Consider the following 25,912-nt stretch of genomic DNA (forward strand, 5'->3'; position numbering starts at 1 on the left):
GAAGATCAGCTCGCTTCCATCAAGCGCCCACACTTATCGGCTGTTAATTTTTAAAGAGCATTTCTGCGAGAAACCTGAAGTTTCTCAGCAGCGCTGCGTTTTCAGCAGCAGAGAAGCGAGATTATGAACCGTCTTTTTCAGTCAGTCAACAACTTTTTGAACTGCTTCGTTGCGGCGACTGGGTTCAACTTCATGTGCGCCGGGGCTCTACAACCGACCCTCCATCGCACCGCTTCCCTTCTTCCTCCGCGCCGCGTTTCCGTTAGCGCGAAAGAGGCGCGATTCTAAGCAGCTCCCGGCAATCGCGCAAGGGGTTTCGTAAAAAATATAAGGCCCCGCACGCTGCCGCGTGCGGGGCCTTATATAGAAGCAGCCGAATCGTCAGGCCACACGCACTTGGCGCGCCACTATCTCCATATAGTGATCGAGGCCGGGCGTCACCTTGCCCTCTTCCTTCGCCGTATCGTCCCAGCGGCGCAGACGAAGCGCGTCCTCCGCAAACGGGCGCTGCAGGAATGCCACCGTCTCATCTTCACTGAAGATACCGCCCTGCAGCGCGAGGCTACGCACCGAATCCGGCGACAGGCTCTCGAAGTAGCCGACGTCCGTGCGGCACAGGCAACGCTTCGCGTCGACATGCAGCCGGATCGGTTCCAGTACCGCGTCCGAAAACAGCGGCCGCAGGAACGGCAGCACGAAATACTGATGCAGATCGTCGATACCGCGCGCACTCGGCGTCTCGCCCTGTCGATTCAGCAGATGCCCCAGGTCGTGCAGGAACGCGGCCGCAACCAGCGCTTCGTCCGCGCCCGCCTCTTCCGCCAGCAACCCGCTTTGCAACGCATGCTCGAGCTGCGTGACAGGTTCACCGCTATAGGCCACATGGCCGTGCTCGCGATACAGCCCATGAATCTCTTCCACCGTCAGTGCCATCCGCTCACTCCCAAGGCAGCGAAAACGTCTTCAGGTTCGTGAAGCTCTTCATCGCCTCCTGAACGCCTTCCTTGTAACCGAGCCCCGAATCCTTGATCCCGCCGAACGGAGAAAGCTCAATCCGGTATCCGGGCACTTCCCATACATTCACGGTCCCGACGTTCAGCTCGTTCACGAAGCGCACGACGGCCGCCGTGCTGTCCGTACAGACACCCGACGACAGCCCGAATGCCGTCCCGTTGCTGATCCGGATCGCGTCGTCGATCGTGTCGAACGCGATGACGGGCGAGACGGGGCCGAAGGTCTCCTCGCGCACGATCGTCATCGACGGATCAACGTTGTCGAGCACGGTCGGCGAATAGAGCGCCCCCCGACGCACGTTCCCGATCAGCAAGCGCGCACCCTGTGCGACCGCCTCGCGGACCCGCGCCTCGAAAAGCCGCGCCGCCGCGCCGTCGATCACCGTGCCCATTTCGTTCGCGGGATCGAATGGATCGCCATATTTCCATGCACGCGTCTTCTCGACGAGCAACTCGGTGAATGCCGGCGCGATCGAGCGCTGTACCAGGATCCGCTTGACGGCCGTGCAGCGCTGCCCCGAATTCCGGTACGAGCCGAGCACGGCCAGCGATGCGGCACGCTCCAGATCGGCATCGTCAAGGACGATCAACGGATCGTTGCCGCCGAGCTCCAGCACGATGCGCCGGTAGCCGGCCCGCGCAGCGATCGCCTTGCCGATCGACACGCCGCCCGTGAAGGTAATCAGCGATGCGTGCGGATGCGTGACGAGCTCGTCCGCGATTTCGCGCGGGTCGCCGGTCAGCACCTGCAGCATCGGCTCGGGCAGGCCGGCCTCGTAGAGCAGGTCCGCCAGATAGAACGCCGACAGCGGCACCTTCTCCGACGGCTTCACGATCACGCGGTTGTTGGTCGCGATCGCCGGCGCGATCTTGTGCGCGACCTGATTCATCGGATGATTGAACGGCGTGATCGCGACGATTACGCCGTCGAGCGGCTGTCGCTGCGAAAACACGCGGCGCGCCTTGCCGTGGGGCGTCAGGTCGCAGGAGAAACTTTGCGCGTCGTCGCGCAGCGCCTCGACCGCCGCGAACTTCAGCACGTCGGCAACGCGGCCGATCTCGTAGCGCGAATCCCGTTTCGACAATCCCGATTCGAGCGTGATCAGGTCGGACGCTTCCTCGGTACGTTCGCGCAGCAGCGCCGCCGCGCGTTCGAGAATCTGCGAACGCTCGTAACGCGTGAGCGCAGGCCGGTACGCCATCGCGTAGTCGAACGCGGCGCGCACGTCGTCGACGCTCGCCAGCGGCACCGTGCCGACACGCATGCCGGTGTACGGATCGGTAACGTCGAGAACTCGATCCCGCGTCGCACGCGTGCCGCACCAGCGCAGCGCCTCGGCGCGAAAGGCGAGGTGATCCTGTCGGGGATGAGCCATCATGACGCGACCCGGTTCAGCACGAAATCGAAGACGTCGAAATTGCGCGGACGACGTGCAGGATCGTCCCGCTCGATCCGACGGTTGAACAGCAACGGCACTTCCTGCTCGGACACGCCGCCGTGCGAACGCAGCGGCACGGTCAGGCCGGACAGGTCGTGTTCGCGCTCGCGCGTGCCGAGCGTCATGTCCCGCCGACCGATCACGACGAGGTCGCCGATCCGATCGGCCGGCAATTCGAAGCGCGCGGCGGCTTCCGCGTTGTCGAGCACGAGCTCGACGCCGTCGATCCCGCCGACGCGCCACATCGCCTCGGTCCGGTCGACGCCGGGTGCCAGGTAGACGGTCGCGAACGAGCCAAGCGCGCCGTGGTGCACGACGTACGGATCGGTGATCGGCAGGATCACGCGCGCAGCCTGCGCGCCGTACCAGCCGTCGAACGCATCCTGCAGATAGATCACGTTCGGGCGACCGGTCGCGGGATCGTGCTTCGCGTTCATCCCGTGGTCGGCCGTGAGCCCGATTGCCCAGCCAAGCGCGTCGAGCTGCGCGAGATAGCCGTCCATCATTGCGTAGAACGCGTTTGCGCCGGCACTGCCCGGCTCGCACTTGTGCTGCACGTAATCGGTGGTCGACAGGTACATCAGGTCGACCTGCCGCGTCTGCGCAAGCCGCACGCCGGCCGCGAACACGAATTCGGAAAGCGCCGCGCTATAGACATCCGGCGACGGCAGGCCAACCCAGTCGAGTACGTCGACGATGCCGTTTTCCGCGAGATTCGCCTGCGCGGCCTTCTCCGCGGAAAAGCAGATGCCGTTCATCTGCCAGCCCAGCAACCGGCGCAGCTTGTCCTTCGCCGTCACGACGGCCACCCGCGCGCCGGCGTCGGACGCCGCCGCGAGCAGCGTGCCGGCACGCAGATAGGCCGGGTCGTTCATCATCACTTCGGCGCCGCGCCCGCCGTCGGCGGCCGGATCCCAGAAATAGTTGCCGCAGATCCCGTGGACCGACGGCGGCGCGCCGCAGACGATGGACAGGTTGTTCGGGTTGGTGAAGGTCGGCACGACGCAATCGGCGCGCCACGCCGTGCCTTCCGCGATCATCCGGCCGATGAACGGCGCAACGCCCGCTTCCACCGCACGTTCGAGATAGTCGTACTCGCAGCCGTCGACACAGACGACCACGGTCGGCTCGACCGGCAGCCGGTAGCGCCGGCCGTTGACGTCGACGGAGCGTCCCGCGAGATTCGGCGATGCGCCGCTCGCCGACGCTTCACCCGGATGGCGCAATGCAAACGCGGCGTTCATGATGCCGCCCGCTTGCCGCGCGGCACACGCGCGGCGATCAGCAGCAGCGCCGCGAGCGACGCGCCGAGCATCAGCAGCGACAGCGCCGATGCCGGAAGGTAATAACCACGCTCGACCTGGCCGATCACGACGATCGGCACGGTCGCGAAACCCGGCGGGTAGACGGTCAGCGTCGCGCCGAGCTCGCCTAGCGACAGCGCGAAGCCGAGCGCGAGGCTCGCACGCAGCGCCGGCACGAGCTGCGGCAGCAGTACGCGGCGCAGCACCATCGCGGGCGGCGCACCGAGGCTCGCCGCAGCTTCGCGCAGCACGGTCAGCTCCGGGCGCAGCGCGGCGGCCGCGCAGCGATAGCAGAACGGCAGAATCAGCGCGAGCTGCACGAGCACGACGATCGCGGCGGAACTCGACAGGTCGAGCGGCTTCTGGTGATACGCGATCAGCACCGCGAGTCCGAGCACAACGCTCGGCACGCCGTTCGGCACCATCACGAGCGCATCGACAACAGCGCCGAGGCCGCGCCGGTCGCGCCCTTCGAGCGCGAGTGCAAGCCACAGCCCGAGGATCGTGCCGATCGCCGACACGCCGAAGCCGATCTCGAGGCTCGTCAGCAGCGCGTCGTATTCCGGCGAACCGAGCCGCTCGAACCAGCGCAGGCTGTAGCCGGCCGGCAGGATCGTGCCCGACCACTGCGTCGACACGCTCGACAGTGCAACGACGATGACCGGCAGCACGAACAGCCAGAAGCAGGCGAACGCGGCCAGCGCGAGCGCCGCGCGCGACGCATGCTTGAGCAGCGTGTCGCCCCAGCCGATCTGATGGCGCGGCACGGCTTGCCCGATACGGAATTCAGCGGACATCGTTCCCTCCCGTCGCACGCCGGTTTACCCGACGATAAACCGCATAAAGCGCCAGCGACAGCGCGAGCATCACGACCGCGCCGGCCGACGCGGTCGGCAGGTCGAGGTCGACGGTCGCGCTGCTGTAGATTGCGACCGGCAGCGTCACGAGCCGCGCGCTGCCGAGCACGAGCAGAATCCCGAATTCGTTCAGCGTCAGCAGGAAGCACAGCACGGTGCCGGCGGCGATGCCCGGCCACGCGATCGGCAGCACGACGCGACGTGCAAGCATCCAGCCCGACGCGCCGAGGCTGCGCGCGGCTTCGATCAGGCGCAGGTCGAGCGTCGCGAACGACGCGAGCGTCGGCCGCACGACGAACGGCGTATAGAACACGGTCTGCGCGAGAATCACGCCGCCGATGCCGAACAGGAAATCGAGCGGCGCGCTCTCGAGATGGAACAGGTGCTGCAGCGCGATGCTGATCGAGCCTTGCGAGCCGTACAGGAAGATCAGCGTGAACGCGACGAGGAACGACGGGAACGCGACGTACAGTTCCAGGAAGCGCGTGACGAGCGACGCGCCCGGAAACGGCTTGAAGAACAGCAGCGCGGCCAGCAGCACGCCGAGCACCGATGCGGTGCCGGCACTCGCGAACAGCACGCCGAGCGTCGTCAGCAGCACGTTGCGCGTATCGGGGTTGCCGAAGAACGTCCGGTACGCGGCAAAGCTCAGCCCGTGATCGCCCGATACGCTCAGCAGCACGAGCCGCACCAGCGGATAGACGACGAGCGGGCCGAGCACGACGATCGCGAGCACGGCGAGGTGCAGGTCGCCCATGCGCTTGCGGCGCCGCGCGGCAGCGGCATGCGCGGCGGCCGACGCGAGCACATGCGGCGGCAGGCCGGCTTCAGGGCTCGATAAGGACGACATCGTCTGCCTCGCAATGCAGGGAAACGCGCGCCCCGCGCTCGGGGGCCGCGCCGCGGCCGCGTTGCATCGTCACGCGCACGGGTTCGTCGGGCGCCGCATCGATCACGACCGCGATCGACAGGTCCGCGCCCTGCCATTCGACGGAAGACACCGTGCCGTGCAGGCCGCCCGCCGCGAGCGGCATCACGGTCAGGCGCTCGGGGCGCACGCACGCGACCTTGTCTCGCACTTCGTGACGCGGATCGCCGAGCGGAAAGATCACGTGCGGCGGCAGCAGGTTCGCCGGGCCGAGATAGCGCGCGACGTAGCCGTCCTGCGGCGCGTCGTACAGTTGTTGCGGCGTGCCGAGCTGCGCGATGCGGCCGTCGCGCATCAGCAGCGCGCGGTCGGACAGCACGAGCGCGTCGTCGCGGTCGTGCGTCACGCAGACGACGGTCAGGTTCGGCAGGCGCTCGTGCAGCGCCTTCAGCTCGCTGCGCACCGACGCGCGCAGGTTGGCGTCGAGCGCCGACAGCGGTTCGTCAAGCAGCAGCACGTCCGGCTCGATCACGAGCGCGCGGGCCAGCGCAACGCGCTGCTGCATCCCGCCCGACAGTTGCGCGGGCAGGTGGTGGCCCGCATCGCCGAGCTGCACGAGCTTCAGCGCGTCGGCGACGCGACGTGTCACTTCGGACGAGGCCATCCCGCGGGCGCGCAGCCCGAATGCGACGTTCTCGAACACCGACAGGTGCGGGAACAGCGCGTAATTCTGGAACAATAGACCGAGATTACGCTTGTGCGGCGGCGCATGGGTCAGGTCGCGTCCGGCCACGGTCAGCGTGCCGGTCAGGCCGTCGGCCTTCACGAACCCGGCGATGAAGCGCAGCAGCGTGGTCTTGCCGCAGCCGCTCTTGCCGAGCACGGTCAGAAATTCACCGGCGCCGATCGACAGCGACAGATCTTCCAGCACAGTGCGTGCGCCATAGCGCACGCTCAGGTGTTCGATCTGCACACCGCCCGGCGCGCCGGACCGCAGCGTGGCGTGCGGTTCGGCGGCGCCGAATGCGCCGGGATGGGTCAGGGTGGTTTCCACCGGGTTCATCCTCTTGCTCGCTAATACAGGCGGCGTGTGCCGATCACTTCGGCTTGACGACGTCGAGCTGCTTGCCCGAGCTGCCGATCACGTCCTTCTTCCAGCGCTCGATCCACACCGGCTTCTTCGCCATCACCTGGGTCCAGTCGACCGGGATCAGCTTCACGCCCGCGATCGCCTTCTTGACCGCTTCGCCGTTCTTGCCGGCCAGCGGCACGTCGGTGCGGCCCGGGATGCCGTACATGTCCGGCACCTTCGACTGCACTTCCGTCGACATCAGGTAGTCGATCAGCTTCTTGCCGGCGTCCTGGTTCGGGCCGCTCTTGATCAGGCCGATGCCGTACGGCAGCTGGAACGTGGTCGGCTGGTCGCCGTCCTTCGCGGACAGGAAGATCGGCTTGACGGACAGTGCACCGTGTTCGGCGTCGTCGAGGTCCATCTGCAGGTCGCCGTTCGCGACGCTGATCTCGTTGCGCGACAGCAGCACGTTCAGGTAGCCCGTGCCCTTCGTGTGGAACTTCACGCTCTGCGACAGCTTCGCCAGGTAGTCGAACGCCTTGTCCTCGCCCATCAGCGAGGTCGTCAGGATCAGCACGGCCATCCCGTCGCCGGCCGTGGCCGGGTTCGAGTACGCGACCTTGCCCGCGTAGGCCGGCGACAGCAGGTCGGCGAACGTCTTCGGCTGGTTCTTCACGACGTCCGGGTTGATCGCGAACGAGAAGTAGTTGTTCACGAACGTCGCCCACGTGCCGTCCTCGGCCTTTGCGATCGCCGGCACGTTCTTGTAGTTCACGCTCTGGTACGGCTGCAGCAGGCCCATCTGGCCGGCTTGCTGAATGAACGGCGGCAGCGTGACGATCACGTCGGCCTTCGGGGAATTCTTCTCGATGTTCGCGCGGTTAACGACCTCGCCGCTGCCCGCCGTCACGATGTTGACCTTGACGCCTTCCTTCTTCTCGAAGGCCGGCAGCACATCGCGATAGAGATTCTCGAGACCGTCCGCCGTATACAGCACGACCGCGTTTGCCGCATGTGCGGGCATCGCGGCACCTTGCAGCAGACCGGCGGCGCAGGCGGCCAGCGCGAGCTTGCGGAACGCGCCGGCAGCGGCGCGCGAGGAATTCTGCAGTGTCATCTCACTTCTCCGTAGGCGGAACACCAAACGGCCGGGGCACGATCCGGCTCCTTTCAGTCGGACAGACCGACAACCGGCCTGCCTCGCTGCCGCGCTGCGGGTGGTCTCGCGCGGCAACCGAAGGATCACAGCGTTCGATGACAACGCCGTGACGAGTGCCACAATTTCCAAAAAATGACACATTTTGCCAATATCATGCAAATCACCCAGAAATGCCGCCCCGGCGTTTCGCCCGACCTTTGCTGGAGAAAAAGCCATGCCCGACCCGATTCTGCTCACGCCCGGTCCGCTCACCACGTCCGCCACAACACGCCACGCAATGCAACATGACTGGGGCTCGTGGGACGCCGCTTTCAATCAATTGACGGCCAGTGTCTGCGCGGATCTCGTCGCGATCGCGCGCGGCGGCAACGAATACGTGTGCGTGCCGATGCAAGGCAGCGGCACGTTTTCGGTCGAGGCCGCGCTGGGCACGCTCGTGCCGCGCGACGGCGTCGTGCTGGTGCCGGACAACGGCGCGTATTGCGCGCGCATCCTGAAGATCCTCGGCCGGCTCGGCATCGCGGCGATCGCGCTGCCGTTCGATGAGGACGCCGCGGTCGACCCGGCGGCGATCGAAGCCGCGTTCGCGCGCGAGCCACGCGTCACGCACGTCGCGCTGGTGCACCTGGAAACGAGCGCCGGCATCCTGAATCCGCTCGACGCGATCGCGGTCGCGTGCCGACGGCACGGCAAGCGGCTGATCGTCGACGCGATGAGTTCGTTCGGCGCGTTGCCGATCGCGCTGGCGGACAGCGGAATCGACGCGCTGATCTCGGCAAGCGGGAAATGCCTGGAAGGTGTGCCGGGGATGGGGTTCGCGATCGTGCGGCGCGATGTACTCGACGCGAGCGAAGGCAACTCGCCGTCGCTCGCGCTCGACTTGCATGATCAGCACGCATACCTGCGCAAGACGGGCCAGTGGCGCTTCACGCCGCCGACCCACGTGATCGCCGCGCTGCGCGCCGCGCTCGACCAGTACCTGGCCGAAGGCGGCCAGCCGGCGCGCGGTGCGCGCTATGCGGAGAACTGCCGGACCTTGATCGAATCGATGCGCGCGCTCGGCTTCACGCCGTTCCTCGACGCAAGCGTGCAGGCGCCGGTGATCGTCACGTTCCATGCGCCCGACCATCCGGCTTACGATTTCCTCCGCTTCTACGACGCAGTGCGCGACGCAGGCTTCATCCTGTATCCGGGCAAACTGACGCAACTCGAGACGTTCCGCGTCGGCTGCATCGGCGCGATCGATGCCGGCGACATCCGGCTTGCGGTCGCGGCGATCGCGCAGGCGGTCGAATCGCTCGGGATTGCCGTGCAGCGCGCGTGAGCGCTGACGCGTGCCCCGGCCCGCAAGCGGGAACGGCAGAAACAAAAAAGCCCGGCGACCCACAGGTCGCCGGGCGAACGCACCGAGTGTGCGTGGAGCCGGTAGTTACAGTTCGATCCGCTTGATGTCGCCGACGACGAAGATATACGACAGCGCACCGATCAGCGCGATCACGCCGATGAACACGAGTGCGCCGACGAACGATCCGGTCGATGCGACGATGAAGCCGACGACGAGCGGCGTGATGATGCCGGCGAGGTTCGCCGCGAAGTTGAAGATGCCGCCGGTCACGCCCAGCAGGCCGTCCGGCGCGATGTCGGACACGAGCGTCCAGCCGAGCGCCGCCATCCCCTGCGCGAAGAATGCGACCGACATGATCGCGATCACGGCTTCGTTGCTCTTCACGTAGTTCGCGAGAATGATCGTCGACGCGAGCAGCAGGCCCGCGATGATCGGCAGCTTGCGCGCGAGGTTCGCGGACTTGCCGCGGCGCAGCAGCCAGTCGGAGAAGATCCCGCCGAACATCACACCGACCGACGCGGCGATGAACGGCATCACCGCGAAGAAGCCGATCTTCAGCCAGCCCATATGGCGCTCGGTCGCAAGATAGGTCGGGAACCAGGTCAGGAAGAACACGAGCGTCGAGTTGCCGGCGAACTGGCCGAGGCAGATACCCGCGAGCTGACGCTTCTTCAGCAGCCGGCCGGCCATCGACCAGCTGAACTTGGCCTGTGCGGGCTTGCCGCTCTTGTCCCCGTCCTTGCGCGCGCCGTGCACGAGACCGCCGCCCGCTTCGATGTACGCGAGTTCTTCCGAATTGGCGGCCGGATGGTTGCGCGGCTCGTGATAGAACTTCCACCAGACCAGACCAAACACGATGCCGATCGTGCCGACGACCCAGAACAGCGAGCGCCAGCCGAACGCACCCATCAGCGCGAACAGCACGGGGCTGAAGAACGCGAGACCGATGTACTCGCCCACGGTGTAGGTGCCGGTCGCCATCGCGCGCTCGTTCTGCGGGAACCACGTCGCGACGACCCGGCTGTTGGTCGGGAAACACGGCGCTTCCGTCACGCCGAGGCCGAGCCGGCATGCGAGCAACGTCCCGACACCGGGCACGAAGCCCTGCAGCAACGTGCACAGCGACCACAGCGTCATGGACCAGTAATAGGTGATCTTGCTGCCGAAGCGGTCGAGGAACAACCCGCCGGGCACCTGCATCGCGACGTACGTCCACGAGAATGCCGAGAACATGATGCCCATCACCGCCGCGTTGATGCCAAGCTCCTTGGTGAGCTGCGGCGCAGCCACCCCCAGCACGGTACGATCGAGATAGTTGATCATCGTGCCGATCGCGAGCAGCGCGAGGATCTTGTAGCGCGCCGAGGTCCGCCGGACCGTGCCGGCCGCCGCGGGCGCGGCGTTCGTGTGGGTGGTGTGCTGCATGGTCGTCTCCTGGTCTCTTTTTCAGCTAGTCGGTAAAAGGTCAGCGCGCGACGAGCGACTGAAAGTGTTCGAACATTCGCTCGTCGTCCGGCGTGCGTCCGGTGAAGATCTCGAACGCATCGACGGCCTGGTACACGGCCATCCCGCCACCCGGCAGCGTCGCGCAGCCGGCCGCGCGGGCGGCGCGGATCAGTTCGGTTTCGAGCGGGAAATACACGATGTCGGCAACCCACATTCCCGCGCGGAGCAGCTCGGCCGGCAGCGGCAGGCCTGGATGCTTGGTCATGCCGGTCGGCGTGGCGTGGATCAGGCCAGTCGCGACATGCATCGCGGCCGCGAGATCGCTGCCCGGTGTAACCCGGGCGGCCGGGAAGCGCTGCTGCAGTTCGCCCGCGAGCGTGGCGGCACGCGTGCCGTCGACGTCGAAAATCGTCAGTTCGGCGGCGCCCATCTGCAGCGCAGCATGCGCGACGGCCGCACCCGCGCCGCCCGCGCCCAGCTGCACGACACGCTCGAGCGACACGTCGGGCAACCCGCGGCGGAACGACTTCGCGAAACCCGACCAGTCGGTGTTGTGGCCGATCCGCTTGCCGTCCTTGAACAGCACGGTGTTCACCGCGCCGAGCGCGTGCGCGTCGTCCGACAGCGAGTCGAGGTGCTCGATCACGCGCTGCTTGCACGGATGCGTGATGTTGAGCCCGTTGTAGCCCATGCGCTGCGCGGCATCGAGCAGTTCAGGCAGCGCGTCGGCGGTCACGCCGAGCACGTCGAGATCGATGCGCCGGTACACGTAGCCGAAACCCTGGCGGAAGCCTTCTTCCTCATGCATCGCGGGCGACAGCGAACCGCCGATGCCCTGGCCGATCAGGCCGATCAGAAAAGACGGGCGGCTCATCGTGCGGCTCCCTGCGCAAAAAGGGTCGACAGGCGCTGCAGCGCGAATACGTAGCCTTCGGTGCCGCAGCCGCAGATCACGGCTTCGGCCACCGCCGACACATAAGAGTGGTGACGGAATGCCTCGCGACGATGCACGTTCGAGATATGCACCTCGATCACGGGTTTCGCGATCGCGGACAACGCGTCGGCCAGCGCGACCGACGTGTGCGTATACGCGGCCGGGTTGATCACGATGCCGTGCGTATCGTGACGCGCGGCATGCAGCCAGTCGATCAGCTGGTGCTCGGCGTTCGACTGGCGGAAGTCGATCTCCAGCCCGAGCCCTTCGGCCGCCGTGCGGCAACGCTGCTCGACGTCGGCAAGGGTTTCCGCGCCGTAGATATGGGGCTCGCGGGTCCCCAGCAGATTCAGGTTCGGGCCGTTCAGCACCAGCACCTTGTGCTTGCTCATGGTGTTTCTGCTCCTAAAACAGGGGCGAATCGCTAGCCGACTGCGCCCCTTGACGTCAAGATTTGGCGCTAGTGTGCGCTTGCGCAAGCGCAATGTCTTTTCGGGTTTTCGCTAATTTGTACCATCTAGTTAGTTTGTATAATTCCCCATACTCCCCTAGTAAATTCGGGATGTGGCGCCCGCAGGTAATTCAACGACTGGTTCATTCCGGCCCGATCCGGCCGACGCCACGCCCCGCTCATCCGCAGGATTCGCCCATGCAGCGCTCGATCGCCACCGTGTCACTGTCCGGCACGCTCGCCGAGAAGCTCGCCGCCATCCAGGCCGCCGGCTTCGACGGCGTCGAAATCTTCGAGAACGACCTCGTCTACTTCGACGGATCGCCCGCCGACGTGCGGCACATGGCCGCCGATCTCGGCCTCGACATCGTGCTGTTCCAGCCGTTTCGCGACTTCGAAGGCGTGAGCCCGGCCCAGCTCGCCCGCAATCTCGACCGCATCCGCCGCAAGTTCGACGTGATGCACGCGCTCGGCACCGACCGCATCCTGGTGTGCAGCAACGTGTCGCCCGACACGATCGCGGACGATGCTTTGCTGGTCGACCAGCTCGGCGCGCTCGCCGAAGCCGCGCGGCAGGCCGGCGTGGTTGCCGCGTACGAGGCGCTCGCGTGGGGCCGCGTCGTGAACCGGTACAGCCACGCATGGCAGCTCGTGAACGCGGTGAACAGCCCGCATCTCGGCCTCGCGCTCGACAGCTTCCATACGCTGTCGCTCGACGATTCGCCGGACGCGATCGCCGACATCCCCGGCGACCGGATCGCGTTCGTGCAGATCGCCGACGCGCCGAAGCTCGCGATGGACGTGATCGAATGGAGCCGCCACTTCCGCTCGTTCCCCGGCCAGGGCGACTTCGACCTCGCGCGCTTCACGGCCCGCGTGATCGAGTCCGGTTATACGGGGCCGCTGTCGCTCGAGATCTTCAACGACGGCTTCCGCGCCGCGCCGACCGCGATCACGGCCGCCGACGGCCACCGCTCGCTGCTTTATCTGGAAGAGCTGACGCGCGCGCGGCTCGCACAGGACGGCCACGCGCCCGCCGCCGGCCAGCCACTGTTCGCGCCGCCGGCGCCGCCCGCGCACGTCGGATTCCAGTTCATTGAATTCGCGGTCGACGCGCAGGCGGCGGCCACCGTCGGCGAATGGCTCGGCCGGATGCGGTTCCGGCTCGCGGGCCGTCATCGATCGAAGGACGTGACGCTGTTCCAGCACGGCGCCGCGTCGATCGTGCTGAACGCCGAGCGCGACTCGTTCGCCGACGCGTTCTTCCAGCAGCACGGGTTGTCGCTGTGCGCGTCGGCATTCCGCGTCGACGATGCGAAAGTGGCATTCGAACGCGCGGCCGGCTTCGGCTACGCGCCGTTTTCCGGGCGCGTCGGCCCGAACGAGCGCGTGCTGCCGGGCGTGCAAGCGCCGGACGGCAGCCTCGAATACTTCGTCGACGAGACGCCGAACGCGCCAACGCTGTATGAGTCGGATTTCGTGCTGACCGACATCGACGGCCCGACCGAGGTCGGCCCGCTGACGGGCATCGATCACGTCTGCCTCGCGCTGCCGGCCGACGCGCTCGATACGTGGATCCTGTTCTTCAAGACCGCCTTCGGCTTCGAGGCCGAGCGCAGCTGGCTCGTGCCCGATCCGTACGGCCTGATGCGCAGCCGCGCGGTGCGTAGCGCCGACGGCTCGGTGCGGATCGCGCTGAATGCGTCGGTCGACCGCCATACGGCCGTCGCCGAATCGCTCGAACGCTATCACGGCACGGGGCTGAACCACGTCGCGTTCCGGACCGACGACATCGTGCAGACGGTCGCCACGTTCGCGGCCGACGGCGTGCCGTTCCTGCGGATCCCGCCGAACTATTACGACGATCTCGCCGCGCGCTACGCGCTGCCGGACGAGCTGATCGACACGCTGAGCGCTCACCATCTGCTGTACGACCGCGACGAAAACGGCGGCGAATTCCTGCATGCGTATACGGAACTGGTCGACAACCGCTTCTCGCTCGAAATCGTCGAGCGGCGCGGCGGCTACGACGGCTACGGCGCGGCCAACGCGGCCGTGCGGCTCGCCGCGCAGGCCCAGCGCAGGAAATAAGGGAGCAAGCGAATTTCGCGCAGGGGCGAATCGAACGAGAAAACCACGACGACCCTGCGACGTGCGTCGCGCGGACGCACCATCGTGGTGAATGCCGCGGCGGTGCCCCGCCCGGCAAGGCAGGCCGCTCGGGGCCGGAAACGGGGCCGGAAGCGGCCGCCCGGCTGGGGTTACATCCCGTAACGCACGCCGCACTGCAGCATCCGCTCGGCCACCGCGGTTTTAAGAATCGCTTAAGTCTTCGACGGCACCATCCGCAACCAGTACCCGATGGTTATCTCGAAAAGGAGGACAGCGATGAGCGCCGTAGAAGCACCCGCGGGCCGCCCGGCCGCGCCCCCTGCAAAGAAGACGATGCTGCGCCGCCTGCTCAGTCATCACGAAATCGCGACGTTGCTCGTGCTGCTGCATGCGCCGATCGGCGCGAACGCCAAAGCCGAATTGCCTGCGCTGCAGGAAGCCGGTCTCGTCGAGATGGTCAGGCTCGACCCCGATACGGCCCCCAGCTTCCGGCTGACCGAAGACGGCACGGCCGTCCTGAAAGGGCTCGGCTACCGCTGAGCCACGGTTTTCACCGCTTCCCCGCATCGCCCCGATCCTTCAGACCCGCCGGCCCGCCCGGCGCGACACTTCACCCTGCCCGATCCTGCAGCATCAGCCGATATTCCGTCGGCGTCATGCCGACCGTCGCCTTGAACTGGCGCGTGAACGCGCTGTGATCCGTATAACCGCATAGCGCCGCGACGTCGGTCACCTTGTCGTGCGTGACGAGCAGCGCCGTGGCCGCGTCGAGCCGCGTTTTCAGCAGCACCTGGCGCGGCGTCAGGTGAAACACCTTGTGGAAGTAGCGTTCGAGCTGCGCGACCGACATCCCGGCCATCTGCGCAAGCTGCTTCAGGTTCAGCGGCTGCACGTAGTGATCCTGGATGTGCTGCACCACGTCGGCGAGCTTGCTGTAGGCCGGATGCGACCCCTCGTGCGCCTTCAGGTCGCGCGAGATGCCCGCGAGGCCGACCACCTTGCCGGCCGCGTCGCGCAGCGGCTCCTTGCAGGTCAGGCACCAGCCCGGCTGGCGGCCCGGATACAGATGCAGCTCGAGCTGGTCCATCAGTTGCTGGCCGGCGGTGATCGTCGCCATGTCCTGCTCGAAATAGGTCCGGCCGAAGCGGCGCGGAAACACTTCGTCGGTCGTCTTGCCGAGCAGGTCGCGCTTGTCCTTGTAGCCGCAGCGCATCGCCAGCGTGCGGTTGACGAGCGCGTAGCGGCCGTTCGCGTCCTTCACGAAGAATGCAACGTCGGGCAGCGCATCGAACACCGGCTCGAGCAGGCGGAAGTGCGCGAGCATCGCGCCGAGATCGGCGTTGTCGGGCTGGTAGCGCAGCGTGTCGGACAGGCTCATGGGCGGTGCGGCAAGGAAGGTCGTCATCCCGGCATCTGCGAAGGGAGTGGCTGATGGCGTCGATTATAGGAGCGCGCCCGAGAACACGTCGTGGCGATCTCGGGCAAGCGATCGGGCGGCTCGGCGAACGGCGGTCCGCGCAACGCGCCGCCGATCGGCGACGATTGGCGACGATCGGGTGGCCGCATGCGGCGGCGCATCGTACGCCGTGCTGTTGTGCGCGCAACCACTGCGCCGCGCGCTTGCCGGGCGGCGTCGAATACGCATCGGCCCGCTGCATGGCGCCGGGCATCGGTCGGCAACGTCGGCGATATCGATGCACCCAACTGACGCCGAGACAACCTGCGCCGGACCCGCCATCCTAGAAATGCCGGCGCGTCACGTCTTGGCGCGATTGCGCGTTCTACATGACGATTTCGGCATATATCAGGGTTATCGACGATATGCCGAAATCGTCGCCGGTCGCGCACCGAACGCGCAAGACGCGCGCATTTTCGCTACCTAGACTTCGATCAACGGTTACGAGACGACATCCCGCCAACACCACGCACGCCGATTCCGGCACAACCCGCGCGGCGCATGGCACACCCCGCACGGCTGTCGCACAGGCCTGCAGACCGATACGTCTCGCCCGGTTTACCGCACCGGCCCGCTGGCCGGCGGCGGCCCAACCACGCCATCAAGGGGAAGTGAAAGTGAAGCTGAAGGTATCGCACGTCGCGCTGGCCGCTGCCTGCGCACTGTCGGGCGCACACGCCATCGCCGCCGACGTCGTCAAGATCGGTTTCGCCGCACCGCTGACGGGGCCGCAGTCGAACTACGGCACGGACATGCAGAAGGGCGTGCAACTCGCGATCGCCGATTTCAACGCGACGCATCCGACGATCGGTGGACAGCCGGTCACGTTCCAGCTCGACTCGCAGGACGACCAGGCCGACCCGCGCACCGGCACGACGGTCGCGCAGCGGCTGATCGACGACAACGTCCGCGGCGTCATCGGCCACTTCAACTCGGGCACGAGCATTCCGGCGTCCGACCTGTACGATCGCGCGGGGCTGCCGCAAATCTCGATGGCGACGTCGCCGCAATACACGGCGCGCGGCTACAAGACCACCTACCGGTTGCTGACGAGCGACGCGCAGGCCGGCCGCATCGTCGGCACGTACGCGGTGAAGACGCTGCGCTTCAAGCGCATCGCGATCATCGACGACCGCACGGCCTACGGCCAGGGCATCGCCGACGAATTCGCGAAGGCCGTGCAGGCCGCGGGCGGCACGATCGTCAAGCGCGACTTCACGAACGACAAGGCGCTCGACTTCTCGGCGATCCTGACCAACCTGAAGGGCCTCAACCCCGACGCGATCTTCTACGGCGGCGGCGACGCGCAGTCTTCGCCGATGATCCGCAAGATGCGCCAGCTCGGGATGAAGTCCGCCTTCGTGACCGGCGAGATGTCGCGCTCGCCGACGTTCCTGAAGGTCGGCGGCGACGCGGCCGAAGGCGCGATCGTCTACATGGGCGGGCTGCCGAAGGAAAAGATGCCGGGCTTCGCCGGCTACGCATCGCGCTACAAGGCACGCTTCAATGAAGACGTCATCACCTATTCGCCCTACTCGTACGACGGCACGATCGCGCTGCTCACCGCGATGAAGAACGCGAACTCGACCGATCCGAAGGTCTATACGCCGTATCTCGGCAAGGTGTCGATCAAGGGCGTGTCGGCGCCGAGCATCGCATACGACGCGAAGGGCGACCTGAAGGATGCGCCGGTGACGATCTACAAGGTCGAGCACGGCGCGTTCAAGCCGGTCGATACCATCGCCGGCAACTGATCGCGCAGTCCCTGTCACGCGCGGCGCGGCATGCGGGTCACCCGCCTGCCGCGCCGCGTGCGTTTCGGTTCGACGAAGTCCGAAGCATTCCTCGGCGCGGCCCCGCGCGCGCGCATTTCGCGCTCCTGTAGAATCCCCCCACCCGCTTTGACGCTTCGTCTGCGTCGTGCCCCATCCCGGTGCGACGGTGCGTGTCGCGTGCCCCATCCGGCGCTCGGCACACGCTCGACGACGCAAGCCGCGCCTTGCCAGTCCATGCCGATAGCGGGTTCTGGAGACGCAGCACCGACAACAACATTCGAAAACCGATCGTCCTGACCATGCAAGCTTCCGAATTGAGCGGCGTGCCTCGCGCCGCCGAACGCGCGCTCACGCGCAGCGACTATAAAACTCTTGGCCTTGCCGCACTCGGCGGCGCCCTCGAGTTCTACGACTTCATCATCTTCGTGTTCTTCGCACCCGCGATCGGACAGCTGTTCTTCCCGCACGACATTCCCGACTGGCTGCGCCAGCTGCAGACGTTCGGCATCTTCGCGGCCGGTTATCTCGCGCGTCCGCTCGGCGGCGTGATCATGGCGCACTTCGGCGACCTGTTCGGCCGCAAGCGGATGTTCACGCTGAGCGTGCTGATGATGTCGGTGCCGACGCTGCTCATGGGCCTGCTGCCGACCTACGACTCGGTCGGCATCCTCGCGCCGGTGTTGCTGCTGCTGTTCCGCGTGCTGCAGGGCGCGGCGGTCGGCGGCGAAGTGCCGGGCGCATGGGTATTCGTGTCGGAGCACGTGCCGTCGCGCCACATCGGCTATGCGTGCGGCACGCTGACCGCGGGCCTCACGGCCGGCATCCTGCTCGGCTCGCTGGTCGCCGCCGGCATCAACAGCCGTTACTCGGGCGCCGAAGTCACCGCATTCGCCTGGCGCATTCCGTTCCTGCTCGGCGGCGTGTTCGGCCTGTTCTCCGTCTACCTGCGCCGCTGGCTGCACGAGACGCCGGTGTTCGCCGAGATGAAGGCGAAGAAGGCGCTCGCGGCCGAGATTCCGCTGAAGGCCGTGCTGCGCGACCACGGCCGCGCGGTGATCGTGTCGATGCTGCTCACGTGGATGCTGTCGGCGGCGATCGTCGTCGTGATCCTGATGACGCCCGCGCTGCTGCAGAAGCAGTTTCATCTGACGCCCGCGACCACGCTGTTCGCGAACAGCGTCGCGACGCTGTGCCTGACCGCCGGCTGCATCACCGCCGGCTCGCTCGCGGGCTGGATCGGCGCGAAGCGCGTGCTCGGCATCGGCGGCCTCGTGCTGGCCGCGTGCTACTACCTGCTGTTCGCGCAGGTCGCGGCCGACGCGTCGACACTGCCGCTGTACTACGGGATTGCCGGCTTCACGGTCGGCACGATCGGTGCGGTGCCGTTCGTGATGGTCAAGAGCTTCCCCGCGGTCGTGCGCTTCTCGGGCATCTCGTTCTCGTACAACGTCGCGTATGCGATCTTCGGCGGCCTGACGCCGGTGATCGTGTCGCTGATGATGAAATCGAACCCGCTCGCGCCGGTCGTGTACGTCGCAACGATCTGCGTGCTCGGCGCGATCGCCGTGCAGTTCTCGAAGGATGCGAAGGACCTGAAGGACGCACGCTGAACGCCGGCGCGCACGCGTTGGCTGGATGAACAAAGGGCCGAATCCCGCGGCGTGCGGGATTCGGCCCTTTTGTTTTGGTTCAGCGCGGCGCGCGACGTGCGTGCGTCGCGCCATTCAGCCCGGTGCGATTCAGCGCAGCGCGCCGTACGACGAACTCGGCCGGCGCAGCGCGTCGATGCTCGCGCCGCCCGCACCGGTCACGAACAGCAGCAGGAACCCGCCGGCGATCGCGACGTTCTTCCAGAAGTGGATCACCATGTCGTGCTGGACCGCGGCGTCCGTCGCATCCCAGAAATTGTGTCCCACCATCGCGGTCGCGATCGTATAGAACGCCATCAGCAACGCGAGCGGCTTCACCTTGTAGCCGACGATCAGCAGCAGGCCGCCGAGTGCCTCGATCGTGACGACGACCGGGCCCATCACCTGCGGATAGGGCACGTTCAGCCCATGCAGATAACCGATGAAATCGCTGTAGCCGAGCAGCTTCATCACGCCGCCCCACAAGAACAACGCCGCCAGCGCCAGGCGCGCGAAAAAAATGACGCCGGAATCGACGGAACGCGTCATGCCTCTCTCCTCGTATGCAGTTCGGCCGTCCGCGCGGGGCGTGCCCGTGCGGTTCGGAGCCGCGCGGCCCTGTCGGGCCCGCGGCAAATGGGCCAGCATAGAGGGTCTTTTCGCGGTGTCCAAGAAAAAGGTTGTAGCAAATCTTTACGCTGCGGCGGCGACGCAAGCATGACGGCGCCATGAAGAACGACGCCCGGCCGTCGCCGCGAATAAAGGGAACAGGCCCTAACCGGCGTCGCTCAACAGCACGCCTTTCTTGAACAGGAAGCAGCCGTAGCCGCGCAGCTCGCCGGTGACGATCACCGCGTACGCCTGCTGCGCGCGCTCGTAGAACGCGAATCGATCGACGCCCGCGAGCGGCACGGCGCGCCCTTCCGCGCGATCGATTTCGGCCTGCACTTCGCGCTGCACGGGCGGCACCGCGGCGGGGTCGCCGACCACTTCCATCCGCCACGCGGGCGTATCGACGAACGTGTCGAGCGGCAGCACGGACAGCACCGCGCGCGCGACGCGCGCCGAGTCGGCGCCGTCGATGCGCAGCGCGCGGCCGACCACCGTGTGCTCGGCGACGGACTCCGCGGGAAAATTCGCATCGCAAATCGCCACTTCATCTCCGTGGCCCATCGCGCGCAGCGTGTGCAGGATGTCGGCGTGCAGCAGAGGATCGAGATTCTTCAGCATGTGGGCAAATCTCCGGGATCGGGAACGAATTGCATAAGTTACCCGATCCCGGCGGCCACCGGGCGTGCATCGCTCACGTCACGATGCCGCGGCCGGCATTTCGTCGATGAAACCCGTGACCGACTTCAGGCGGCCCGACGCATCGACGGTGCCGAAATCCGAACCCTTCACGATCGCCGCGCCGTCGGGCGACACGAGCGCCCACGAGAAGCGCAGGTGCTGGCCGAAGCCGTCGACGTCGGTCGTGCGGCGGAACCGGAACGCGGGGAAGCGCGCCTGCACCGCGGCGATCATCGTGTCGATGCCCGCGTGGCCGTCGCCGGCCATCAGCGGATCGCGATAGGCCGCGTCGCTCGCGTAGGTCGCATCGATCAGCGCGCGCCGGCGTGCGACGTCGGGCTCGTTCCAGGCGTCGAAATAGCGGTCGATCAGGTCGGCGTGAGCGGACTGGACGGTTTGGGCGGTGTTCATGCGAGGCTCCTGGTCTGGATGAAGGAAGGACGGCGCCGCGGACGTTTCGTGTTCGCGTGCCGTCATCGTCACCTGCCTCGCATGGGCGGTCGATTACGTTCGAGGTAAGGAAATCGCGCCGCCGCAATCAAGAACGGGCGCTCGAAGGCGCCCGCATCGTCTGCCATCGCAACCGCGCGTGTCAGGTCACCGGCGCCGGGTTGAACAGCGTCAGCGCATTCGCGAGCTTCCATTGCTCGGCCCAGGTGCGGCGCTTGCCGCTCGCGACATCGAGCATCAGCCGGAACAGCTCCCAGCCCACGTCCTCGATCGAGGCCGCGCCGGTCGCGATCTGCCCCGCGTCGAGATCCATCAGGTCGTGCCAGCGGCGCGCGAGATCGCTGCGCGTCGCGACCTTGATCACCGGCACCTGCGCGAGGCCGTATGGCGTGCCGCGGCCGGTCGTGAACACGTGCAGGTTCATCCCCGCCGCGAGCTGCAGCGTGCCGCAGATGAAATCGCTCGCGGGCGTCGCCGCGTACAGCAGCCCCTTCTGCCGCGCCCGATCACCGGGCCGCACGACGCCGGCGATCGGCGCGCTGCCCGACTTCACGATCGAACCCATCGCCTTCTCGACGATGTTCGACAGGCCACCCTTCTTGTTGCCGGGCGTCGTGTTCGCGCTGCGATCGACGCGGCCGCGCTGCAGGTAGCGGTCGTACCAGTCCATCTCGCGGATGATTTCGCGGGCGACGTCCTCGTTCGCCGCGCGCGACGTGAGCTGCGCGACGCCGTCGCGCACTTCAGTCACTTCCGAGAACATGATCGTCGCGCCCGCGCGCACGAGCAGGTCGGCCGCGAAGCCGACCGCCGGGTTCGCGGTCAGCCCCGAGAATGCATCGCTGCCGCCGCACTGCACGCCGACGACGAGATCGGACGCCGGGCACGTCTCGCGACGGCGGCGGTTCAGCCGCTCGAGGTGCGATTCGGCCATCTTCATGATCGAGTCGATCATCGAGTTGAAGCCGACGTGCGCGGCATCCTGCAGGCACACCACGCCGCCGTTGTCCGCCGCGCCGTCGGCCGCCAGCGGAATCGCGCCGGGTGGCAGCAGGCGCTCGGGCTGCAGCTTCTCGCAGCCGAGGCTCACCGTCATCACCTCGCCGCCGAAGTTCGGGTTCAGGCTGATGTTGCGCAGCGTGCGGATCGGGATGTCGGCATCGGGCGCATCGATCGCGACGCCGCAGCCATAGGTGTGCTCGAGCCCGACCACGTCGTCGACATTCGGGTAACGCGGCAGCAGTTCGTCCTTGATCCGCTTCACCGCATGCTCGACGACGCCCGACACGCACTGCACGGTCGTCGTGATCGCGAGGATGTTGCGCGTGCCGACCGAACCGTCCGGATTGCGGAAGCCCTCGAACGTATAACCTTCGAGCGGCGCCAGCGGCGGCGCGGCACGGGTGGCGAGCGGCAGGTTGTCCAGCCCCGGCGGCTCGGGCATGCGCATCGTGCGCTCGTTGACCCAGCTGCCGCGGCGCAGCTCGGTGAGCGCGTAGCCGATCACGACGTTGTAGCGGACGATCGGGTCGCCGGCCGCAAGGTCGACCAGCGCGACCTTGTGCCCTTGCGGCACGCCTTCGCGCAGGGTCAGGCCGTCGGCGAACGTCGCGCCCTCGGGCAGGCCGCCGTCGTTGACGACGATCGCGACGTTGTCGTCGGGGTGCACGCGGATATAAAGCGGGGAAGCAGTCATCGGAATTCCTGGAAGGCCACCAGTCAAATCGTTAGTCATCATACGACATTCAACACCAACCGGGATGCTGAGTAAACCCTTATCCGGAAAGACCCTAACCCCCGCCCGCCAGCAAATCGCTTGCGTCACCTTTTGCCTCGTTGTACGATGACATACAACGACATCGCCAATATGGCTCGGATGCCGTACCCGACGAACCCAGCACTCGCGCTAGACGGACGACCCAACCATGACTTCACCGCAAGAACTCAAACAGATCATCTCCCACGGCCTGCTGTCGTTTCCGCTGACGGACTTCGACGCAGACGGCAGCTTCCGCCCGACCACCTATGCCGAGCGTCTGGAATGGTTGGCACCGTATGGCGCGACCGCGCTGTTCGCGGCCGGCGGCACCGGTGAATTCTTCTCGCTCACGCAGCGCGAGTATTCGGACGTGATCCGCGTCGCGACGGAAACCTGCAAGGGCAAGGTGCCGATCCTGGCCGGCGCCGGCGGCGCGACGCGCGTCGCGATCGAATACGCGCAGGAAGCCGAGCGCCTCGGCGCGAGCGGCGTGCTGCTGATGCCGCACTACCTGACCGAAGCCAGCCAGGAAGGCATCGCCGAACACGTCGAGCAGGTGTGCCGCGCGCTGAAGATCGGCGTCGTGGTGTACAACCGCGCGAATTCGAAGCTGAACGCCGACATGCTCGAGCGCCTCGCCGATCGCTGCCCGAACCTGATCGGCTTCAAGGACGGCGTCGGCGAAATCGAGAGCATGGTCACGATTCGCCGCCGCCTCGGCGACCGCTTCGCGTATCTCGGCGGCCTGCCGACGGCCGAAGTCTACGCAGCCGCGTACAAGGCGCTCGGCGTGCCGGTGTACTCGTCGGCCGTGTTCAACTTCATCCCCAAGACGGCGATGGCGTTCTACGAAGCGATCGCGAAGGACGACCACGCAACGGTCGGCCGCCTGATCGACGAATTCTTCCTGCCGTACCTGAATATCCGCAACCGTCGCGCGGGCTACGCGGTCAGCATCGTGAAGGCGGGCGCGAAGCTCGTCGGCCATGACGCTGGCCCGGTGCGCGCGCCGCTCGTCGACCTCACCGACGCCGAAATGGCCGAACTGGACGTGCTGATCAAGAAGATGGGCCCGCAGTAAGCGCGTACGGCCGGCGCGGCGTCTTCAATGGCACCGCGACCGGTTTGTTGCCCGTGTTGCATCGCGGCCGGCGCCTGCCGGCCGCGGTCGTTTGCAGCGGCGGCCATGCCACGCATCCCATCGCGATGCGCGCGGTCACATCTGCGCGATGACGCCGATGATCCGGTGACGCACGTTGCCGAGCTTGATCCGGGTCGCCTCGATCTGCCCTTGCGCGCCCGCACGCACGCGTGCGTTCGACTCGTCACCGAGAATCTGCCCCAGCACGTCGCGATCGACGACCGCATCGAAGAACCGGCCGACCGTGATCGTTGCCGACTGCTTCGCGGTCAGAAGCGCGCTGTTGGCCTGCATCAGCGCTTCGGTGCGCAGGCCCTGGTCGTGTTCGTCGATGCCGCGGCGATGCTCGAGCGCGAACACCAGCGCTTCCATGTCCTGTCGGAAACGGCGCACGGCGAGGCCGAACATGAGCGAATGCGCGTCGGAGCCGGTAACGGGCCGCCCCTGGTTGATGGTCACGTCGAATTCGCTGCCGCCCAGGTCGCGCTGGAATTCCAGCAACGCATTCGCGAGCACGCGCCCTTCGCTGTACTGGCCGATCCGGCTGCGCACCGAATGCGCAACGTCGCCGATCGCCTTCCACAATCCGGCGGCGAACAGGTGGTCGCCGCGCTTGCTGATGTTCATCGGATGGTTCCCGCTTGGAATGTTGTGATCTCTCAGGCCCGCCTGCGGGCCGTGCGGCCCGAGGCCCCGCTACTGTAGGAGAAATTCCGGTGACGCGGAAGCCATCATGAAAAAAGCGGAGGCAGCCAGCCGGCCGCCCCCGCTTTCATTCCTTCAGCATGCGGCCCGGCTTCGCGCCGCGCCGCCGCACCGTCACTCCGCCTTCCCGTCCCGCAGCCGCGGAATGCCGAGCGGATTGCTTTCCTGCAGCCCCTCCGGCAGCAGGTCGTCCGGGAAATCCTGATAGCACACGGGCCGCAGGAAACGCTCGATCGCGGTCGCGCCGACCGACGTGACGGCCGGGTTCGACGTCGCCGGGAACGGCCCGCCGTGCACCATCGCGTCGCACACTTCGACGCCGGTCGGATAGCCGTTGACGAGCAGGCGCCCGGCCTTGCGTTCGAGGATCGGCAGCAGGCGGCGCGCGAGCGGCTTGTCGTCGGCGTCCATCTGCAGCGTGGCCGTCAGCTGGCCCTCGAGTGCGTCGAGCACGCGCGCGACTTCGTCGAGATCACGGCAGCGCACGATCAGCGATGCCGGCCCGAACACTTCGTGGCTGAACGCCGGCTCGGCCAGGAACGCCTGCGCGGCGACTTCGTACAGCGCGCCGCCTGCCTGGCATTCGGTCTGCGCCGCCTCGCCCGCGCCGATTTCGCGCACGCCCGGCAGTTCGGCCAGCTTGGCGCTGCCATTGCGATACGCGTCGGCGATGCCGCGCGTCAGCATCACGCCGGCAGGCTTCTTCGCGAGCGCCTGCGCGGCGACGGACTCGAAGCGGTCGAGGTCGGGACCGTCGACCGCCAGCACGAGGCCCGGGTTCGTGCAGAACTGGCCGGTGCCGAGCGTCAGCGAATCGACGAAGCCGGTCGCGATCGCGTCGCCGCGCGCGGCCAGCGCGGCCGGGAACAGCACGACCGGGTTGATGCTGCTCATTTCCGCATAAACAGGAATCGGCTGCGGGCGCGCGTTCGCGAGCTGCACGAGCGCCATGCCGCCCTGCCGCGACCCGGTGAAGCCGACGGCCTGCACCGCCGGATGGCTGACGAGCGCCGCGCCGATCACGCGGCCGGGGCCGATCAGCAACGAGAATACGCCGGCCGGCATCCCGCATTGCGCCACCGCGGCGCGAATTGCGCGGCCGACCAGCTCGGACGTGCCGAGGTGCGCCTCATGGGCCTTCACGATCACCGGGCAGCCGGCCGCGAGGGCCGACGCGGTATCGCCGCCGGCCACCGAGAACGCAAGCGGGAAGTTGCTCGCGCCGAACACCGCGACGGGCCCGAGGCCGACCTTCTGCAGCCGCAGGTCCGAACGCGGCAGCGGCGTGCGTGCGGGCTGCGCGGGATCGATCGACGCGGCGAGGAAGCGCCCGTCGCGCACGACGCGCGCGAACAGCCGGAGCTGGCCGACGGTGCGGCCGCGCTCGCCCTGCAGCCGCGCGACGGGCAGACCCGTTTCGGCGTGTGCGCGCTCGATCAGCGCGTCGCCGAGCGCGACGATCTGGTCGGCGATCGCTTCGAGAAACGCCGCGCGGGCCGCGAGCGGCTGCGCGCGGTACGCATCGAAGGCGTCGCGTGCGAGTTCGCACGCGCGCTCGACGTCGGCCTGCGTCGCGACGCCGAAGGCCGGCGCATCGATCGGTGCGCCCTTCGTCGGGTCGAACGCGTGCAAGGTACCGGCCGAGCCGGCTACCGCTTCGGCGCCGATCAGCATCTCTCCAGTCAGTTGCATGGGGTGTGCTCCGTGT

General features: G+C 67.1%; 23 protein-coding genes. 6 read left to right on the top strand and 17 right to left on the bottom strand.

Annotation, left to right across the window (positions count from 1 at the left end; genetic code table 11):
• Positions 1-381: 381 nt before the first annotated feature.
• Genes BTE28158_RS09625 through phnS form a run of 7 tightly spaced genes read right to left on the bottom strand, consistent with a single transcriptional unit; the run spans position 382 to position 7,670 of the window.
• Positions 382-933, bottom strand: coding sequence for a phosphonate degradation HD-domain oxygenase (locus BTE28158_RS09625; RefSeq protein WP_124624158.1), 552 nt, complete (start codon positions 931-933; stop codon positions 382-384).
• A 4-nt stretch (positions 934-937) separates the two neighbouring features.
• Positions 938-2,392 (bottom strand): phosphonoacetaldehyde dehydrogenase, encoded by a 1,455-nt coding sequence (gene phnY, locus BTE28158_RS09630; protein WP_151048056.1) that lies wholly within the window; start codon positions 2,390-2,392, stop codon positions 938-940.
• Positions 2,389-3,696 carry a phosphonoacetate hydrolase gene (gene phnA / locus BTE28158_RS09635; RefSeq protein ID WP_151048057.1) on the bottom strand — a complete coding sequence of 436 codons (1,308 nt, stop codon included), beginning with the start codon at positions 3,694-3,696 and terminating at the stop codon, positions 2,389-2,391. The genes phnY and phnA overlap by 4 nt, the downstream gene beginning before the upstream one ends.
• On the bottom strand, positions 3,693-4,553 hold the full coding sequence (phnV, locus tag BTE28158_RS09640) for a 2-aminoethylphosphonate ABC transport system, membrane component PhnV (protein WP_124611544.1): 861 nt from the start codon (positions 4,551-4,553) through the stop codon (positions 3,693-3,695). The genes phnA and phnV overlap by 4 nt, the downstream gene beginning before the upstream one ends.
• Positions 4,543-5,463, bottom strand: coding sequence for a 2-aminoethylphosphonate ABC transporter permease subunit (locus tag BTE28158_RS09645; RefSeq protein ID WP_151048058.1), 921 nt, complete (start codon positions 5,461-5,463; stop codon positions 4,543-4,545). Before BTE28158_RS09645 ends, phnV begins: the two co-directional genes overlap by 11 nt.
• The gene (gene phnT, locus BTE28158_RS09650) at positions 5,441-6,544 is read right to left on the bottom strand and encodes a 2-aminoethylphosphonate ABC transport system ATP-binding subunit PhnT (RefSeq protein ID WP_059599124.1); all 1,104 of its coding nucleotides are present in this window, start codon (positions 6,542-6,544) and stop codon (positions 5,441-5,443) included. Before phnT ends, BTE28158_RS09645 begins: the two co-directional genes overlap by 23 nt.
• 34 nt (positions 6,545-6,578) lie before the next feature.
• On the bottom strand, positions 6,579-7,670 hold the full coding sequence (gene phnS / locus BTE28158_RS09655) for a 2-aminoethylphosphonate ABC transporter substrate-binding protein (protein ID WP_059599123.1): 1,092 nt from the start codon (positions 7,668-7,670) through the stop codon (positions 6,579-6,581).
• A 256-nt stretch (positions 7,671-7,926) separates the two neighbouring features.
• Between phnS and BTE28158_RS09660 the strand changes: the two genes are divergently transcribed.
• On the top strand, positions 7,927-9,036 hold the full coding sequence (locus tag BTE28158_RS09660; RefSeq protein WP_151048059.1) for a 2-aminoethylphosphonate--pyruvate transaminase: 1,110 nt from the start codon (positions 7,927-7,929) through the stop codon (positions 9,034-9,036).
• 105 nt (positions 9,037-9,141) lie between these two features.
• On the opposite strand, the gene BTE28158_RS09665 is transcribed toward BTE28158_RS09660, so the two are convergent.
• From BTE28158_RS09665 to aroQ, 3 genes are read right to left on the bottom strand one after another with little or no spacing between them, the layout of a single operon-like run.
• Positions 9,142-10,482 carry an MFS transporter gene (locus BTE28158_RS09665; protein ID WP_124624172.1) on the bottom strand — a complete coding sequence of 447 codons (1,341 nt, stop codon included), beginning with the start codon at positions 10,480-10,482 and terminating at the stop codon, positions 9,142-9,144.
• Between the two features lie 40 nt (positions 10,483-10,522).
• Entirely contained in the window at positions 10,523-11,377 is an 855-nt protein-coding gene (locus BTE28158_RS09670; protein WP_151048060.1) for a shikimate dehydrogenase, read from the bottom strand.
• On the bottom strand, positions 11,374-11,829 hold the full coding sequence (aroQ, locus tag BTE28158_RS09675) for a type II 3-dehydroquinate dehydratase (protein WP_059528374.1): 456 nt from the start codon (positions 11,827-11,829) through the stop codon (positions 11,374-11,376). The genes BTE28158_RS09670 and aroQ overlap by 4 nt, the downstream gene beginning before the upstream one ends.
• Positions 11,830-12,086: 257 nt before the next feature.
• Here aroQ and BTE28158_RS09680 point away from each other — a divergent pair, with 257 nt between their 5' ends.
• Together BTE28158_RS09680 and BTE28158_RS09685 are read left to right on the top strand one after the other, a co-directional pair.
• Positions 12,087-13,979, top strand: coding sequence for a bifunctional sugar phosphate isomerase/epimerase/4-hydroxyphenylpyruvate dioxygenase family protein (locus BTE28158_RS09680; protein WP_151048061.1), 1,893 nt, complete (start codon positions 12,087-12,089; stop codon positions 13,977-13,979).
• A 297-nt stretch (positions 13,980-14,276) separates the two neighbouring features.
• Positions 14,277-14,540, top strand: a complete 264-nt coding sequence (locus tag BTE28158_RS09685) for a hypothetical protein (RefSeq protein WP_059599117.1) — start codon at positions 14,277-14,279, stop codon at positions 14,538-14,540.
• A 70-nt stretch (positions 14,541-14,610) separates the two neighbouring features.
• Here the strand turns inward: BTE28158_RS09685 and BTE28158_RS09690 are convergent, their stop codons facing one another.
• Positions 14,611-15,405: an AraC family transcriptional regulator gene (locus BTE28158_RS09690; RefSeq protein ID WP_059528381.1), complete on the bottom strand. Its 795-nt coding sequence runs from the start codon at positions 15,403-15,405 to the stop codon at positions 14,611-14,613.
• A gap of 668 nt (positions 15,406-16,073) precedes the next feature.
• Here BTE28158_RS09690 and BTE28158_RS09695 point away from each other — a divergent pair.
• A complete protein-coding gene (locus BTE28158_RS09695) occupies positions 16,074-17,210 on the top strand; it encodes a branched-chain amino acid ABC transporter substrate-binding protein (protein ID WP_059599114.1) in 1,137 nt (378 codons plus the stop codon).
• Between the two features lie 320 nt (positions 17,211-17,530).
• Positions 17,531-18,841 carry an MFS transporter gene (locus BTE28158_RS09700; protein ID WP_059599113.1) on the top strand — a complete coding sequence of 437 codons (1,311 nt, stop codon included), beginning with the start codon at positions 17,531-17,533 and terminating at the stop codon, positions 18,839-18,841.
• 129 nt (positions 18,842-18,970) lie between these two features.
• Here BTE28158_RS09700 and BTE28158_RS09705 read toward each other — a convergent pair whose 3' ends face one another.
• The 4 genes from BTE28158_RS09705 to garD all read right to left on the bottom strand — a co-directional run bounded on the left by BTE28158_RS09705 (position 18,971) and on the right by garD (position 22,295).
• Complete coding sequence (locus BTE28158_RS09705; protein WP_124497162.1) at positions 18,971-19,408, bottom strand: DoxX family protein; 438 nt, start codon at positions 19,406-19,408, stop codon at positions 18,971-18,973.
• A 225-nt stretch (positions 19,409-19,633) separates the two neighbouring features.
• Positions 19,634-20,089, bottom strand: a complete 456-nt coding sequence (locus BTE28158_RS09710; RefSeq protein ID WP_124624189.1) for an RbsD/FucU family protein — start codon at positions 20,087-20,089, stop codon at positions 19,634-19,636.
• Positions 20,090-20,167: 78 nt separating this feature from the next.
• Positions 20,168-20,560 carry a nuclear transport factor 2 family protein gene (locus tag BTE28158_RS09715; protein ID WP_124624192.1) on the bottom strand — a complete coding sequence of 131 codons (393 nt, stop codon included), beginning with the start codon at positions 20,558-20,560 and terminating at the stop codon, positions 20,168-20,170.
• A 181-nt stretch (positions 20,561-20,741) separates the two neighbouring features.
• Complete coding sequence (garD, locus tag BTE28158_RS09720; RefSeq protein ID WP_151048062.1) at positions 20,742-22,295, bottom strand: galactarate dehydratase; 1,554 nt, start codon at positions 22,293-22,295, stop codon at positions 20,742-20,744.
• Between the two features lie 229 nt (positions 22,296-22,524).
• On the opposite strand from garD, the gene kdgD reads away from it, so the two are divergent.
• Positions 22,525-23,439, top strand: a complete 915-nt coding sequence (kdgD, locus tag BTE28158_RS09725; RefSeq protein ID WP_059680382.1) for a 5-dehydro-4-deoxyglucarate dehydratase — start codon at positions 22,525-22,527, stop codon at positions 23,437-23,439.
• A 135-nt stretch (positions 23,440-23,574) separates the two neighbouring features.
• Here the strand turns inward: kdgD and BTE28158_RS09730 are convergent, their stop codons facing one another.
• Together BTE28158_RS09730 and BTE28158_RS09735 are read right to left on the bottom strand one after the other, a co-directional pair.
• A complete protein-coding gene (locus tag BTE28158_RS09730; RefSeq protein ID WP_124624195.1) occupies positions 23,575-24,126 on the bottom strand; it encodes a hypothetical protein in 552 nt (183 codons plus the stop codon).
• Between the two features lie 192 nt (positions 24,127-24,318).
• A complete protein-coding gene (locus BTE28158_RS09735; RefSeq protein ID WP_151048063.1) occupies positions 24,319-25,896 on the bottom strand; it encodes an aldehyde dehydrogenase (NADP(+)) in 1,578 nt (525 codons plus the stop codon).
• Between the last annotated feature and the right edge of the window lie 16 nt (positions 25,897-25,912).

Source organism: Burkholderia diffusa (assembly GCF_902499115.1).
GTDB classification, from domain to species: Bacteria; Pseudomonadota; Gammaproteobacteria; order Burkholderiales; family Burkholderiaceae; genus Burkholderia; species Burkholderia diffusa.